This is a genomic window from Shinella zoogloeoides, assembly GCF_003574625.1.
GTDB lineage: Bacteria > Pseudomonadota > Alphaproteobacteria > Rhizobiales > Rhizobiaceae > Shinella > Shinella zoogloeoides_A.
The window spans coordinates 510,852-525,486 of record NZ_QNUJ01000002.1 but is presented as its reverse complement, the minus strand read 5'-3'; the positions used below and the strand labels follow the sequence as shown (position 1 = coordinate 525,486).

The window sequence follows — 14,635 nt, the reverse complement described above, 5'->3', positions numbered from 1 at the left end:
GATCAACGCCCCCATGCCTTGTGAATGAGATCGACGATCTCCGAATTGACCGCTTCCATGGATTCGAGAGCCCGGTCGTAGGTGGCCCGTGTGAACTGGCTGCGCTCGACCTCGTAGAGCGTCTGGTTGGTGAGCGCCGCATCGGCGATGGCGACGCTTCGCACCATCGTGCTGGTCAGCACATGCTGCTTGAAAAGCGAGCGCATGAAGGCGACCATCTGCGTCTGCGGGCCGTCGGCCGGATCGTAGCGGGTGACGAGATAGCGCAGCCAGTCGAGGTTCATGTTGCCGCCCGCGCTTTTCAGCGTGTTCAGCACCTCGCCCAGCATCTGCAGGAACTGGCACATGGACATGACGTCGAGCATCTGGGGATGCACGGTGATCAGCACCGCCGTCGCGCCGCAGATCGCGCTCATCGTCAGGAAGCCGAGCTGCGGGGGGCAGTCGATCACCACCACGTCGTAGTCGTCGGCGACCGAGGACAGCGCCTCGTCCAGCCGGGCGAAGAAGATGCGGCCGTAGTCGCCGCTGTTGCCCTGCGCGAGGATGCGCGGCGTGTCGTGCTCGAACTCCATCAACTCGAGATTGCCCGGCACGATGTCGAGGCCGGGGAAGTTGGTCTTGCGGATGATCTCCTTCAGCGGCCGGCGCTGGTCGTCGTAGCGGATGGCGCCATAAAGGGTCTCGTTCTCGTCGACGTCGAATTCCGGCTGGAAGCCGTGGATGGCCGAAAGGCTCGCCTGCGGGTCGAGATCGACGGCAAGGACGCGGTGGCCGGTCAGGGCGAGATGCTGCGCCAGATGCGCGGTCGTCGTCGTCTTGCCGGAGCCGCCCTTGAAGTTCACCACGGCGATGACCTGCAGATGCTCGGCGCCGCGCCGGCGCGGCACGTAGCGCTGGCCACGGCTGTTCTGCTCGAGATATTCGCGCATCTCCTGCAACTGCTGGGCCGTATAGGACCGGCGGCCGGAAGGGGTGACCTGCGGCAGGGGGCCCTTGGATTCCAGCGACAGGTTGCGCAGGTAGCCGCTGGTGACGCCGAGGAAATGCGCCGCCTCGCTCAGCTGGAACTGGCGCAGGCCCTTTCGCGCGACGGGCGGGAACATTTCCAGCCGGTGCTGCTTCAGCTTGTCTGAAAGCTCATGGGCCTGTCCGATGATCAGCTGATCGACCTCGGAAATTGCCTGTCCAAACGTTGCGGCCATATTCATGTCACGGATCTCAAGGTGCGATTTCAAGCCCATATGAGGGATTAAACCGCATCTAGAACCGATTCTGATGTAAGAGCAAGGCATTATGTTCGCCGGGAAAGCGCGCCTCACCGGGCCACGAACCGCCTTCCACGTTGATCTTCCGCGGGATTCCCCACAAAGTTGCCTTATTTCCCGTCGTGGAATGGCGGGACGTATAACGGGACTTTGTAACAGGTTATCGCCCTCTGCGGCCTGAAGACACCTGTTGGAAGGCTTTACCCACCGCTTGTTGTGCGAATCGCGGGATGGAGCACGGGCCGATATCCGGCGCCAAGAACCCTGAGCGTGGAGGGCGGCGTCAGAAGCCAGTCGGCGCACCGAAGCTTGCGGGGCGGATCGTATCCCGCCTCCGTCCAGCGATGGGCAAGACCCGCGTGCAATGTAAAGGCATCCTCTCCGACGACGACCATCGCGCCATCCGGTAGGTCCGCGACAGGTGTGGGGATCGGATGCAGCCGCTTCCTGCGCCGCTCCAGGCGTTCGCCGTGCAGCACGGCATCCATGCCGGCGGCCGTTGGAAGCGCCTGCCTGTCGGCCGATGCCCATAGCGTCCGGAACCGCTCGGCGGCTTCCCTCCGGCAGAAGAAGCAGGGCCTGTGGCCGGCAGCGAGGGCTACGGCCTCGTCCAGAAAAAAGAGCTCGGTCCAGCTTCGCCCGCCCATCACCGTGCGGCGGCGGCCCTGGAATTCGCAGGCGCAGATCAGCCAGGCCTTGCCGGCCCATCGCCGGCCGAGCAGCGTCCTCGTCGCCGGATCGTGAAGGATGCCGCGATTGCCCGTGAAGAGGCCCCGCTGGGCGATGGCGACGATATCTCCGAAGGGCGTGACGCGGTTTTGCAGCGGCATGGTTTCGCACTTGAGTTGGAGCGCAGGCGTGCTCCTATAAGCACAGGCTAGCCGCCGGCGGGCGCAAACGCCACCCGCTTCGAGGGGGCCGAATGGTTTTCAGTTGACGGCAGGCGGCAAAGCCGATGGTTCTCTGGCGAAAGACAGCAAAGGAGAATCAGTCATGGCCCACGGCACCGCCCCCTTTTTCATCGAGGATACGGACGAGAGCGAGATTTCCTCGGACGTCGCCGGCCTCGGCAATCTCCTGATGACGACGCATATCCCGCTGCGGGCCGATGGCTCCATCGAGACGGGCGACATCCGGACGCAGAGTATCGCGACGCTGGAAAGCCTCAAGGCTTCGCTGCAGAAGGCGGGCAGCACGCTCGCCGACGTGATCCACCTGACGATCTACCTCACGGACATGGCCGACCGCCCGGCCTTCAACGAGGTCTATTGCAGCTATTTCAAAAAACCCTATCCCGTCCGCTGCGCCGTCGGTGTCAGCGCCCTTGCCGATCCCGGCATGAAGGTTGAGGTGACGGCCATGGCCGCGCGGCGGATCGCCTAGAGATATCCGCACGCATCGGGAAAGGCATTCGGCTACATATTTTCTATAAAAATAATAGATTTAGAAAAGCCATGCCTGCTGCGCTCAATTGCTCTCTGCTATCCCTTGCCGAATGAGGCCTTCAGCGGAGCGGGAAGCATGAATGCGCATATCGAAGCCACGCTTTTCAACATCGGCGGTACCGCTCCGTCCGGGCAGCCCGTCGATGCCGACAGCCTGAAGGCCGCCTTGCGCACGCTCGGCGGCGGCGTCAGCATCATCACGGCAGGGGAGGGGGAGAACCGCACGGGCGCCACCGTCACATCGGCGACGGCGCTCTCCGTCGAGCCGGCGCGCATGCTCGTCTCCCTCAACCGTACCTCTTCCACCTGGCCTATCGTCGAACGTTATGGTCATTTCGGCATCAATATCGTCGGTGCGGATCATGAGGAACTTGCCAACCAGTTCGCCGGGCGCGGCGGCCTGCGCGGCCCCGATCGCTATCGCGGCGCCGAATGGACGACCGCCGTCAGCGGCGCACCGCTTCTCCTCGGAGCCGTCGCCGCCATCGACTGCACCGTCGAGGAAGCCATCGAGCGGCACAGCCACGTGATCGTCATCGGCAAGGTGCAGGCGATCCGCACTGGCACCGGCCATTCGCTGCTCTACCAGGATGGCCGCTATCACGCCGTTCCCCGCTAGGGATTGATGGCCGTAGGCCCCGCGGCGCACGATTGGCTTTGACCCTGCCCGTTCCGACCGGTAGACGAACGTCTTCCGGTCGCATGCGGTTTTCCCCATGCCCGGCCGGAAAGGACAGCGCCTTTCGACGGGGAGTTCCATGACCGATCTTTTCGATGCCGCACCGCGCACCGGTTCCATGCCGCTCGCCGCCGAACTGCGCCCGGCGACGCTGGACGACGTGATCGGCCAGGAGAAGGTCATCGGCCCCGGCACCATGCTGCGTCGGCGCATCGCTGCCGGACGGCTCGGCAGCATCATCCTTTACGGGCCGCCGGGGCTGGGCAAGACGTCGATCGCCCGCGCCATCGGCAACATGCTCGGCAAGAATTTTCGTCCGCTGCATGCCGCCCACAACAATGTCGCTGACATCCGCAAGATCGCCGACGAGGCGCGCATGCGCCCCACCCTGCTTTTCGCCGACGAGGTGCATCGCTTCAGCGCGACGCAGCAGGACCACCTGCTGGCGCTCTGCGAAGAGGGCGTCGCCGATTTCATCGGCGCGACCACGGGCAATCCCTATCATACGCTGACGCCCGCCCTCATTTCCCGCTCCACCATCCTGAAGCTTGAGCCGCTCGCCATCGAGGAGATGGAAGACGTGGTCCGGCGCGGTCTCCATCACCTTGCCGCGCGCGGCATCGAGGTGAAGCTGGAACCCGCATTGCTGCGCCGCATTGCGGGTCGTTCCGGCGGCGACGCCCGCCGGGCGCTGACCGTTCTGGAAAGCCTTGCGGTCGGCCACGCGCCCGGCGACCCCGTCGTGATCACGGAAACCATGGTCGAGGAGGCCTATGCGGCCGCGCCCGTCAACCATGACCGCTCGGGCGATGCGCATTACGACGTGGTGTCGGCCTTCGTGAAATCGATGCGCGGCTCGGATCCCGATGCGACGCTCTACTGGCTCGCCCGGCTGATCCACGGCGGCGAGGATCCGCGCTATATCGCCCGGCGGATCATGATCCATGCATCCGAGGATGTCGGACTTGCCGACAATACCGCGCTCCAGACCGCCGTCGCCGCGCTTCATGCGGTTGAAAAGATCGGTTATCCCGAGGCGCAGATCATCCTGGCCCACGCGGCGCTGCATGTCGCCCGCGCCCCCAAGTCCAACTCCGCCTGCCGCGGCATTTCGCTGGCGCTCGCCCATGTGGCGAGCGAGGCGCCGTCCGCGGTGCCGCTGCATCTGCGCGACGCGCATTACAAGGGCGCGGCGGCGCTCGGCCATGTCGGCTATGCCTTTCCCCATGACGATGGGCGGGGCTGGAGCGAGCAGGTCTATGCGCCGGACGTGCCGCGCGGCGCCTTCTACCAGAGCGATGCGCGCGATGCCGCCACCTTCGAGCGGCGGGCGGACGAGCATTGGGAGCAGGTGACGGGACGGCCGGCACCGCGCCGCTTCGGCGAAAAGCGCTGACGGCTCAGCTTTCGGCAAGGCCCGCGCGCACGCGGTTGACCACGGTCCAGACGAGCAGCACGCAGGCCATCGGCTGGATATGCCATGTCCAGGCCGGCAGCGTGCCGAAGGCGGCGACGAGGGCGCCCAGCGCACCGAAAAGCAGTGCACGGTCGCTCTTGCCCATCGGCCCCTCGTAGTTGCGCCCGCTGCCATGGGCGACGCCGAGAACGCCAGCGAACTCCGTCAGGGTCGCGAGGAACACGATGGCCGCCATCCAGGGCAGCGAGAAGGGGGCGATCAGCGCGAAGGGCACATAAAGCGCGGCATCGGAAACGACATCGGCGATCTCGTTGAGATAGCCGCCGAGCGCGCTCTTCTGGCCGTGCTCGCGCGCCAGCATGCCGTCGATGGCGTTGAACGCCATGCGCAGGAACATCCAGACCGGCACGAGCGCGAAGAGCGCCGGTTCGGGCCGGGCAAGCAGAAGCGCGCCGATCCCCACGGAGACGACGGCGGCGACGAGCGTCACCTGGTTGGCGGTGAGCCCCATGGCCGCCAGCCGTCCCACCAGTGGACGAAGCAGGCTCTGGAAAGATGATTTCAGTTTATAGATCGACATGAAAGCGAAAATCCGCTCGATTGCTTCGATTGAAAAGAAAGCGCAATCGACGAGAAATCAACTGCGAATATGGGGCCTCATCCGTATAGGGGAGGACGATATCAGTGCAAGGGGATGACGGCATGATCGAAAAGGCGTTTGCGAGCCATGATGGCGTGGAGCTGTTCTATCGCGTCTGGCCCGCCCGCTCCGGCACCGCCAGGGGCGCGATCGTGCTTCTGCATCGCGGCCACGAACATGGCGGACGTGTCGCGCATATCGCCGAAGAACTCGGCCTCGACGATTTCGCCTTCTATGCCTGGGATGCGCGCGGGCATGGCCGTTCGCCCGGCGAACGGGGCCATTCGCCGTCCTTCGCCCATTCGGTACGAGACCTGGACTGCTTCGTGCGCCACATAAGTGAGACCGACGGCTTTGCCATGGAGAACATCGCCGTCGTCGCCCAGAGCGTCGGCGCCGTCCTGGCCGCGACCTGGGTGCACGACTACGCGCCGGGTATCCGCGCGCTGGCGCTCGCTTCGCCCGCTTTCGACGTGAAGCTCTACGTGCCCTTCGCGAAGGAGGGCATCGCGCTCTGGCAGAAGCTGAAGGGCACGTTCTTCGTCAACTCCTATGTCAAGGCGCGCTTCCTGACGCATGATCCCGAGCGCATCGCCTCCTTCGAAGCCGATCCGCTGATCACGCGCCCCATCGCCTCCAACATCCTGCTGGAACTCTACGAGGCGGCGGACCGCGTGGTGGCCGATGCCCGCGCGATCACGGTGCCGACGCAGCTTCTCGTTTCGGGCAGCGATTTCGTCGTGCGCCACGCGCCGCAGCACCGCTTCTTCGAAAATCTCGGCTCGACGATCAAGGAACGCCACGTGCTGCCCGGTTTCTATCACGACACGCTCGGCGAGCGGGACCGGGCGAAGGCGCTGGAAAAGCTGCGCGCCTTCATCCTCGCCCGCTTCGCTGCGCCGCCGGTCGTCGCGGATCTCCGGCAGGCTCACCTTTCCGGCCATACGCGCGACGAGGCGGATCGTCTGGCAACGCCGCTTTCGCCCTTCTCCCCGCGCGGCCTCTACTGGGCGATGACGCGCGCCTCGATCCGGTTGGGCGCCCTCTTTTCCAAGGGGATGGCGACCGGTGTTCGCACCGGCTTCGATTCTGGCTCGACGCTGGACTATGTCTATGAAAACGAACCGCGCGGCCTCGGACCCGGCGGGCGGCTGGTCGACAGGCAATTCCTCGAGGCCATCGGCTGGCGCGGCATCCGGCAGCGGAAGATCCATCTGGAGGAATTGATCGCAAAGGCGCTTTCGCGCCTTGCGGCGGAAGGAAGGCCGCTGCGCGTCCTCGACATCGCCGCCGGTCACGGCCGCTACGTGCTGGATGCCGTCGCGGCCTCGGATGCGAAGCCGGAGAGCATCCGCCTGCAGGATTATTCGCCGATCAACGTGGAGAAAGGCTCAGTGCTGATCGCCGAACGAGGCCTTCAGGACATCGCCGCCTTCCATCGCGCCGACGCCTTCGACACGGAGGGACTTGCCGCCATCGCGCCGAAGCCGACGCTCGCCATCGTCTCCGGCCTCTATGAACTCTTCCCGGATAACGCCCTGATCGAAGCCTCGCTTGCCGGCCTCGCGCGGGCGATGGAGCCGGGATCGCTGCTCGTCTATACGGGCCAGCCCTGGCATCCGCAGCTCGAGATGATCGCCCGCGCGCTCACCTCGCATCGCGGCGGCGAGGCCTGGATCATGCGCCGGCGCACCCAGCAGGAGATGGACCAGCTCGTGGCCGCCGCCGGCTTCCGCAAGATCGAGCAGCGCATCGACAAGTGGGGCATCTTCACCGTGTCGCTCGCCAAGCGCATCTGAGGATCGCATGGGGGAGGGTATCGCATCCGTTCCGTCGAGCGGCCGCCGCGCGGTTTTCCGGGCGGCGGCGCTGTGGCTCGTCGTCCTCGCGCCGTTCTTCTATCTCACCTACGGCACCGCCAACTGGCTTGCCTCGCTGAGGACGGATGTGCCGAACCTCGCCTTCGGCTGGGAAGGGCGCATTCCCTTCATCGCCTGGACCATCGTTCCCTATTGGTCGATCAATGCCTTCTATGCGCTCTCGCTCTTCGTCAACGACAGCCCGGAAGAGGTCGGGCGCCTCGCGCGCCGCTATCTCACCGCGCAGCTCGTCGCCGTCGCCTGCTTCGTCGCCTTCCCGTTGCAGGCGATCTTCCAGCGGCCGGAAACGCATGGCCTGCCGGGCTTCATGTTCGATGTGCTCGGCGGGTTCGACAAGCCGTTCAATCAGGCGCCGTCCCTGCATATCGCCCTGCTCGTGATTATCTGGGACCATTGGCGCACGCGGCTTGCCGGGGGATGGCGTGCCGCATGGCATGTCTGGTGCGTCCTCATCGGCATCTCGGTGCTGACCACATGGCAGCACCATGTCGTCGACATTCCGACGGGCGCGCTGCTCGGCTTCCTCGCGCTCTGGCTCTTTCCGGCCGGGCAATCCTCGCCGCTTGCCGGCTTCCGCCTGACGAAGGACGTCAAGGCCCGGCGGCTTGCGGTCTGCTACGGTTCGGGCGCGGCGATCCTGCTTGCACTCGCCGTTCCGGCAACGCGCGGTTCCGGCACCGGCCTCCTCCTTCTCTGGCCGGCGCTCGCGCTCGCCCTTGTCGCCGCCGGCTATGCCGGGGCCGGGGAACGAGTCTTCCAGAAGGGGGCTGACGGCGCGATCAGCCTTGCCGGCCGCTGGCTGTTCCTGCCCTACCGGCTCGGGGTGCGGCTGAATATCCGCTGGTGGACGCGGCATCTTGCACCCGCGGCCGAAATCGCCGACGGCGTCCTCCTCGGCCGCATGCCCGCGCGCGGCGAACTTGCGACCCGTGCTACGGTCGTCGACATGACGGCGGAACTGCCGGGCCTGAAGGCGCCCGGCCTTGCCTGGCATGCCTTTCCCTCGCTCGACCTGTTGCCCGTCCCCGCCGCGCGCATCCGCGAGGCCGCGTTGGCGGTCGAGACGGCCCGCCGGCACGGCCCCGTTCTCATCTGCTGCGCCCTCGGCTTCCAGCGCAGCGCCATGGTTGCCGCCTGCTGGCTGCTGCGGTCGGGGCATGCGGGAAGTGCCGCGGCCGCCGTGGCGCAGATCGAGGCATCCGGCCGGCCGGTCCGTCTGGATGTCGGGGCCTATGCGGCCATCGAGGAGGCAGCGCGATGACCGCGTGGAGCAGCATGGCGGAAGGCGCCGGCCGCCGGCTGCGGCGCAATGGCCTCATCGGCGGGCTCATCGCCTTGCTGGTCCTTGCGCTCGCGCCGCCGACCGCGGGGGCCGAGGGCTTTGCAGGGCCGCTTGCCTGGTGGCTGCTGCTGGCCTTCTGCCTCCTGCCGCTCGCCTTCTCGGTCCATCTTCTCTTCGATGCCGCGCTCTTCGGGCTTGCTGCCTCCTACGGCGAAGAGGCGATGGGCCTTGCCGCGGTGGATGACGTGCTGGCGCGAATGGGGCTTCGCGCGAGGGACGGTGTGGTGCGCACCATGCCGGAACGCCTTGCCGGATGCCGCCGGCTTCTCTGGCTGCAACGCGTTTCGCTCGCCATTGGCGTAATGCTCTATGCCGTTCTCTTGCTCGACGCTGTGGTGGGAACATGAGATACGGCAAGGCATCGCTGCTTCAGAAAGCATCGAGCGCGGCGCTGGCGGGCCTTTCGCGCGCCGTCACCGGCGTCCGGCCGATCTGGGCGGGCGTGAAGCCGAATGGCCCGCAGCGCATCTATTTCGCCAATCACGCGAGCCACGGCGATTTCATCCTGGTTTCCACCTGCCTCAATCCCGCCGAGCGCTGCCGAACGGCCGCGGTCGCTGGCGCGGATTACTGGAAGGCGGATGCCGTCCGCCGCTTCATCGCGCAAAAGCTGCTGCGCACCGTGCTCGTCGAGCGCAACTGGGTCGAGCGCACGGCCGATCCCCTTGCCGTCATGCTCGCGGCGCTCGATGCGGGCGAATCCCTGATCTTCTTCCCAGAGGGCACGCGCAACATGACGGAGGAACCGCTGCTGCGCTTCCGCTCCGGCCTCTACAATCTCGCGGCCGCCCGGCGGGATGTCGAGCTCGTTCCGTGCTGGATCGAGAACATGTCGCGCGTCCTGCCGAAGGGCGCGCTGCTGCCGGTGCCGCTGCTCTGCCGCGTCGTCTTCGGCGAACCCGTCAGGCTGGAGGCGGGGGAAGACCGGAAGGTCTTCCTCGACCGCGCCCGCGCCGCCCTTCTTGCCCTTGCGCCCCGAAAGGATGGAAATCGCCAATGAGCGACGACACCACGCGCCTCTTCCTCGGCCTCGTCGCCGTCCTCACCACGGCAAGCCTCGTTGCCGGCGTCCTTTCCTGGCGCAGCACGCGGCCGCTGCCGGCAACGCTCGACAACCTCAATGCCCGCATCAAGGCCTGGTGGATCATGGTCGCGGGCATCAGCGCCGCCTTCCTGTTCGGTCCCGGCGGGGTGATCCTGCTCTTCGCCTTCGTCTCCTTCGCGGCGCTGCGCGAATATGTGACGCTCACCAACACCCGCCACGCCGACCGCTGGACACTGCTCGGCATGTTCCTGATCGTCATCCCGGTCCAGTACTACCTGATCTGGATCGACTGGTACGGGCTCTATTCGATCTTCGTTCCCGTCTATTGCTTCCTCGCCATGCCGGCGCTGACGGCGATCCGCGGCGACACGTCCCGCTTCCTGGAGCGGGTCAGCGAGCAGCAATGGGGCATCATGCTCTCGGTCTATTGCATCAGCCACGTGCCGGCGCTGGTGACGCTGCCCATTCCCGGCAACGAGGGCAGGGGGCTTCTCCTGATCGCCTTCCTGATCGCGACGGTGCAGGGCAGCGACGTGCTGCAATATATCTTCGGCAAGCTCTTCGGTCGCCACAAGGTCGCGCCGAATATCTCGCCTTCCAAGACCTGGGAAGGCCTGATCGGTGGCATCGCCAGCGCGTCGCTCCTGGGGGCCGGGCTCTACTGGCTGACGCCCTTCTCGCCGCTGGAGGCGGGCGTTCTGGCCGGCCTTGCCTGCATCATGGGCTTCTTCGGCGGGCTTGTCGCCTCGGCGATCAAGCGCGACCGCGGCGTCAAGGACTGGGGCCACATGATCGAGGGGCACGGCGGCATGCTCGACCGCGCCGACAGCCTGGTCTTCGCCGCGCCGGTCTTCTTCCATATCGTGCGTTATGCCTGGACGTAGCGAGTATCCTGCATCGGATATGCGCAGAATGATGCACAATGCGCCGGTGCCTGCCTGATTCTCTCCCAGCCGGTGAATAATCGAAAAGGGGTATTCCGGGCGCCCGGGCAAGTTTCGTAAAGTGATGTTCAGGATGGGGCAAACAATAGAAACAGGTGCCCCGCCGGAGGAAGACAGATGACGACCAAGACCTTCAACCAGCCGCTCGGCGGCAACGAGATGCCGCGCTTCGGCGGTCCCGCCACCATGATGCGCCTGCCGACGCAGCCGACGACGGAAGGGCTCGACGCCTGCTTCGTCGGCATCCCCATGGATATCGGCACCTCGAACCGGCCGGGCACGCGCTTCGGGCCGCGCCAGATCCGCACCGAGAGCTGCATGATCCGCCCCTACAACATGGCGACACGCGCCGCGCCCTTCGACAGCCTGCAGGTCGCCGATATCGGCGATGTGGCGATCGACACGTTCAACCTGCCGAAATGCGTCGACATCATCACCGATGCCTATCGCGATATCATCAGGGATGGCTGCAAGCCGCTGACGCTCGGCGGCGACCATACGCTCTCCTACCCGATCCTGCGCGCCATGGCCGAGAAATACGGCCCCGTCGGCCTCATCCATGTCGATGCTCATGCCGATATCAACGAGCACATGTTCGGTGAACCCATCGCCCATGGCACGCCCTTCCGCCGCGCCGTCGAAGCCGGCGTGCTCGACACCAGCCGCTGCATCCAGATCGGCGTGCGCGGCACCGGCTATGCGGCGGACGATTTCGACTGGCCGCGCGAGCAGGGTTTCCGCGTCGTGCAGGTGGAGGAGTGCTGGCACAAGTCGCTCACCCCGCTGATGGAGGAGGTGCGCGCACAGATGGGCGACCGTCCCGTCTATCTTTCCTTCGATATCGACAGTCTCGACCCGTCGATCGCGCCCGGCACCGGCACGCCGGAAATCGCCGGCCTCAACACGATCCAGGCGCTGGAGATCATCCGCGGCTGCTGGGGCCTCAACCTCGTCGGCTGCGACCTCGTCGAGGTCTCGCCGCCCTACGATCCGTCCGGCAACACGGCGATCACCGCGGCGAACCTGCTGTTCGAAATGCTCTGCGTCCTGCCGGGCGTGCAGAGGCGATAGCCCGTCCTTCTTCCGAAGACCCGGAGTGCCGAACGATCGTCGGCACTCCGCAAGAGCGCCGCCGTCCTTCAGTCCATCGCGTACTGGATATTGTACCGGCCATGGACCGCCGACCGTTCGATATGGGCCCGGACGCCGAAGACGCGCGCGATCAACTCTTCCGTCAAAACCGCCTGCGGCGTTCCCGCAGCGACGATCCTGCCTTTGTCGAGCACGGCGAGGCTGTCGCAGAACATCGCTGCGAGATTGAGGTCGTGCATGGCGATGATGCAGGTGATGCCGAGCTTCGATACCAGGGAGAGGATGTCGAGCTGGTGCTGGATGTCGAGGTGGTTCGTCGGCTCGTCGAGCAGCAGCTCGCTCGGTGTCTGCGCAAGCGCCCTTGCGATGTGAACCCGCTGGCGCTCGCCGCCGGAAAGGGTCTGCCAGAGCTGGCCGGCCCGGTGGCTCATGTCGACCCGTTCGAGTGCAATGTCCACCGCCGCATCCCCTTCGGGCGTCCATGAGGACAGAAGGCCGCGATGGGGCGTGCGTCCGAGCTGGACGATGTCGCGCACCGTCAGCGGGATATCGGTCGTCGACTGCTGCTCCACGAAGGCGACGCGGCGGGCAAGGCCGGCGCGCGAGAGCGTGGAGACGTCGTCCCCGCCCAGCCGGATCACCCCGCTCTCGACGCGGCGCAGGCGGCAGATCAGGCGCAGAAGGCTGGATTTGCCCGATCCGTTCGGCCCCAGCAGGCCGAGCACCTTGCCCTGCGTCACCGAGAGCGTGACCCCGTCGATGATCAAGGTGTTCCCGGCCGAATAGGATACGTCTTCGATGGAGATGCTCATGCGCTTTTCCGGACGCGATAGAGGATGATGGCGAAGGCCGGTGCGCCGAACAGCGCCGTGACCACCCCGATGGGCAGGATCTGCTGCGGAATGATGATGCGCGAGACGATGTCGGCGGCGACCACGAAGATCGCGCCGCCGAGCGCCGTGGCCGGAAGGAGACGGCCATGCGAGGGCCCGACGAGGAAGCGGGCGGCATGCGGGATGACGAGCCCGACGAAACCGACCGAGCCGACCATGCTGACGACGGCCGCGGTCATGATCGCCGTGACGGCGAAGAGAACGATCTGGGTCCTGCGCACGGCGATCCCCAGCGATGCCGCGGCATCCGTCCCGAAGGCGAAGGCATCGAGGGCGCGGGCATGGAACAGGCAGGCGGCAAACCCGGCAAGCGTGATGGGCACCGAGAGGTAGACATCGGGCCAGCGCACGCCGCTCATCGAGCCGAGAAGCCAGAACAGCACGCCGCGGGCCTGTTCCGCATTCGCCGACGTCGTGACGATATAGGAGGTCAGCGCATTGAAGAGCTGCGAGCCGGCGACGCCGCACAGGATGATCCGTTCGCTCGACCCGCCCGTGCCCGAGGCAAGGATGCCCACCAGCAGGAAGGCGACCAGCGCGCCGGCGAAGGCGCCGCCGGAAAGCGAGAGGACGCCGTAGCCGAGGCCGAGGATCATCACGCAGACGGCGCCGGTCGACGCGCCGGCCGATATGCCGAGCACATAGGGCTCGGCCAGCGGGTTGCGAAGCAATGCCTGGAGGATGGCGCCGCACAGCGCGAGCGAGGCCCCCGCGCTGGCCGCCACCAGCGCCCGGCTGAGGCGATAATCCCAGATGACGCCCTCATGGATGCGATTGAGCTCGAACGCCGTTGCGAAAAGCCGGTTCGACACGGCCCTTGCGGTCGTGGAAACGGGAATCGCGATCTCGCCGATGGAGACCGCGAGGCCGATCATGAGGGTGAGGAGAAGGCTGGCGGCGATGGCAAGTGCCGCAAGCACCCACCACCGATACCGCCACGAAGCGGTAATCCTCACCGCGCGAGGCCGAAGGCCTTGATGCCGTTCGCCAGCGTCTCGATGCCGTCGATCGTGCGGATCGTCGGGTTCATCGACTGGGCGTCCATCATCACGAAGTGCCTGTTCTTGACGGCGTCGAGTTCCCTGGTGACGGGGTCGTTTTCGAGGAAGTCGATCTTCACCTTCGGATCGTCCGCGGCATAGCGGCGGCGGTCCATGGTCGCGAGCACGATGACGGCGGGGTTTGCCTGCGCGATCGTCTCCCAGCCGACCAGCGGCCATTCCTCCTCGGTCGTCACGACATTCTTCGCGCCGATGGTCTTGAGGATATAGGCCGGCGCGCTGTTCTTGCCGGCGATGAAGGCATCGCCGTTGACCTCCTTGCTGGAGAACCAGAACACCACGGGCAGGCTCTTGCCGGCCGCGCCGGCGATGGACGCCACGGCATCCGCCTCGCGCTTCTTCAGCTCGGTGATCAGCACATCGCCCCGGTCCTTCACGTCGAAGATCTCGGAGAGCTCGGCGATTTCCCGATAGACCAGGTCCATGGTGAACAGCGTCTCGCGCACGCCGTCTCCGCCGTCCGTGTTGATCTTGGCGACGCAATCGGCTGGCGCGATATAGGTCTCGATGCCGAGATCGGCGAATTGCTCGCGCTTGCCGACGGAGCCCTGCGCGCCGACATGCCATTCGAATTCCGCGGCCACCAGATCGGGTTCCTGCCCGACCACGGCCTCGAAGCTCGGATCGTTGTCCGCCAGTCTTTTGATCCTGCTATTGGCCTCGGCATATTGCGGCAGCACCGGCCCGACCCAGACCGCCGTTCCCGCGACCTTGTCGGCAAGGCCGAGCGAGAAAAGCACCTCGGTCATGCCCTGGCCGATGGAGACGATCTTCTTCGGCGCTTTCTCGAAGGTGATCTGCCGGCCGCAATTTTCGAGCGTCAGCGGATACTGGGTGGCGGCGAAAGCCGTGCCGGCAAGGCCGGTAAGGCCGAGGGCGAACGTGATGGTTGCGATTGTCTGGCGCATGGGAGCCTCGATCTCGGGGAG

The 14,635-nt window shown here is 66.0% G+C and carries 15 protein-coding genes; 9 read left to right on the top strand and 6 right to left on the bottom strand.

All coding sequences use genetic code 11. The features are described from left to right. Positions 1-2: 2 nt before the first annotated feature. Both repA and DSD28_RS05920 read right to left on the bottom strand, forming a co-directional pair. The gene (repA, locus tag DSD28_RS05925) at positions 3-1,205 is read right to left on the bottom strand and encodes a plasmid partitioning protein RepA (RefSeq protein ID WP_409529971.1); all 1,203 of its coding nucleotides are present in this window, start codon (positions 1,203-1,205) and stop codon (positions 3-5) included. Positions 1,206-1,468: 263 nt separating this feature from the next. Beyond that, entirely contained in the window at positions 1,469-2,098 is a 630-nt protein-coding gene (locus DSD28_RS05920) for a hypothetical protein (RefSeq protein WP_119255411.1), read from the bottom strand. Positions 2,099-2,261: 163 nt separating this feature from the next. Between DSD28_RS05920 and DSD28_RS05915 the strand changes: the two genes are divergently transcribed. The 3 genes from DSD28_RS05915 to DSD28_RS05905 all read left to right on the top strand — a co-directional run bounded on the left by DSD28_RS05915 (position 2,262) and on the right by DSD28_RS05905 (position 4,788). Further along, the gene (locus DSD28_RS05915) at positions 2,262-2,651 is read left to right on the top strand and encodes a RidA family protein (RefSeq protein ID WP_119255410.1); all 390 of its coding nucleotides are present in this window, start codon (positions 2,262-2,264) and stop codon (positions 2,649-2,651) included. 138 nt (positions 2,652-2,789) lie between these two features. Continuing rightward, positions 2,790-3,332 (top strand): flavin reductase family protein, encoded by a 543-nt coding sequence (locus DSD28_RS05910; protein ID WP_119255409.1) that lies wholly within the window; start codon positions 2,790-2,792, stop codon positions 3,330-3,332. 139 nt (positions 3,333-3,471) lie between these two features. Continuing rightward, the gene (locus tag DSD28_RS05905; RefSeq protein ID WP_119255408.1) at positions 3,472-4,788 is read left to right on the top strand and encodes a replication-associated recombination protein A; all 1,317 of its coding nucleotides are present in this window, start codon (positions 3,472-3,474) and stop codon (positions 4,786-4,788) included. Between the two features lie 4 nt (positions 4,789-4,792). Here the strand turns inward: DSD28_RS05905 and DSD28_RS05900 are convergent, their stop codons facing one another. Beyond that, positions 4,793-5,389 (bottom strand): CDP-alcohol phosphatidyltransferase family protein, encoded by a 597-nt coding sequence (locus DSD28_RS05900; protein ID WP_119255407.1) that lies wholly within the window; start codon positions 5,387-5,389, stop codon positions 4,793-4,795. A 122-nt stretch (positions 5,390-5,511) separates the two neighbouring features. Between DSD28_RS05900 and DSD28_RS05895 the strand changes: the two genes are divergently transcribed. The 6 genes from DSD28_RS05895 to speB all read left to right on the top strand — a co-directional run bounded on the left by DSD28_RS05895 (position 5,512) and on the right by speB (position 11,731). Continuing rightward, a complete protein-coding gene (locus DSD28_RS05895) occupies positions 5,512-7,248 on the top strand; it encodes a bifunctional alpha/beta hydrolase/class I SAM-dependent methyltransferase (protein ID WP_119255406.1) in 1,737 nt (578 codons plus the stop codon). Between the two features lie 7 nt (positions 7,249-7,255). After that, positions 7,256-8,590, top strand: a complete 1,335-nt coding sequence (locus tag DSD28_RS05890) for a phosphatase PAP2/dual specificity phosphatase family protein (protein ID WP_119255405.1) — start codon at positions 7,256-7,258, stop codon at positions 8,588-8,590. After that, on the top strand, positions 8,587-9,018 hold the full coding sequence (locus tag DSD28_RS05885; RefSeq protein WP_119255404.1) for a hypothetical protein: 432 nt from the start codon (positions 8,587-8,589) through the stop codon (positions 9,016-9,018). The genes DSD28_RS05890 and DSD28_RS05885 overlap by 4 nt, the downstream gene beginning before the upstream one ends. Continuing rightward, positions 9,015-9,671, top strand: coding sequence for a lysophospholipid acyltransferase family protein (locus DSD28_RS05880; RefSeq protein ID WP_119255403.1), 657 nt, complete (start codon positions 9,015-9,017; stop codon positions 9,669-9,671). Before DSD28_RS05885 ends, DSD28_RS05880 begins: the two co-directional genes overlap by 4 nt. Beyond that, entirely contained in the window at positions 9,668-10,600 is a 933-nt protein-coding gene (locus DSD28_RS05875; RefSeq protein ID WP_119255402.1) for a phosphatidate cytidylyltransferase, read from the top strand. Before DSD28_RS05880 ends, DSD28_RS05875 begins: the two co-directional genes overlap by 4 nt. A 177-nt stretch (positions 10,601-10,777) precedes the next feature. After that, positions 10,778-11,731, top strand: a complete 954-nt coding sequence (gene speB / locus DSD28_RS05870) for an agmatinase (RefSeq protein ID WP_119255401.1) — start codon at positions 10,778-10,780, stop codon at positions 11,729-11,731. A gap of 68 nt (positions 11,732-11,799) precedes the next feature. Here the strand turns inward: speB and DSD28_RS05865 are convergent, their stop codons facing one another. Genes DSD28_RS05865 through DSD28_RS05855 form a run of 3 tightly spaced genes read right to left on the bottom strand, consistent with a single transcriptional unit; the run spans position 11,800 to position 14,614 of the window. Continuing rightward, positions 11,800-12,564 carry an ABC transporter ATP-binding protein gene (locus DSD28_RS05865; protein ID WP_119255400.1) on the bottom strand — a complete coding sequence of 255 codons (765 nt, stop codon included), beginning with the start codon at positions 12,562-12,564 and terminating at the stop codon, positions 11,800-11,802. Beyond that, on the bottom strand, positions 12,561-13,601 hold the full coding sequence (locus DSD28_RS05860) for a FecCD family ABC transporter permease (protein ID WP_245424757.1): 1,041 nt from the start codon (positions 13,599-13,601) through the stop codon (positions 12,561-12,563). The genes DSD28_RS05865 and DSD28_RS05860 overlap by 4 nt, the downstream gene beginning before the upstream one ends. Beyond that, entirely contained in the window at positions 13,598-14,614 is a 1,017-nt protein-coding gene (locus tag DSD28_RS05855; protein WP_119255399.1) for an ABC transporter substrate-binding protein, read from the bottom strand. Before DSD28_RS05855 ends, DSD28_RS05860 begins: the two co-directional genes overlap by 4 nt. Positions 14,615-14,635 lie beyond the last annotated feature (21 nt).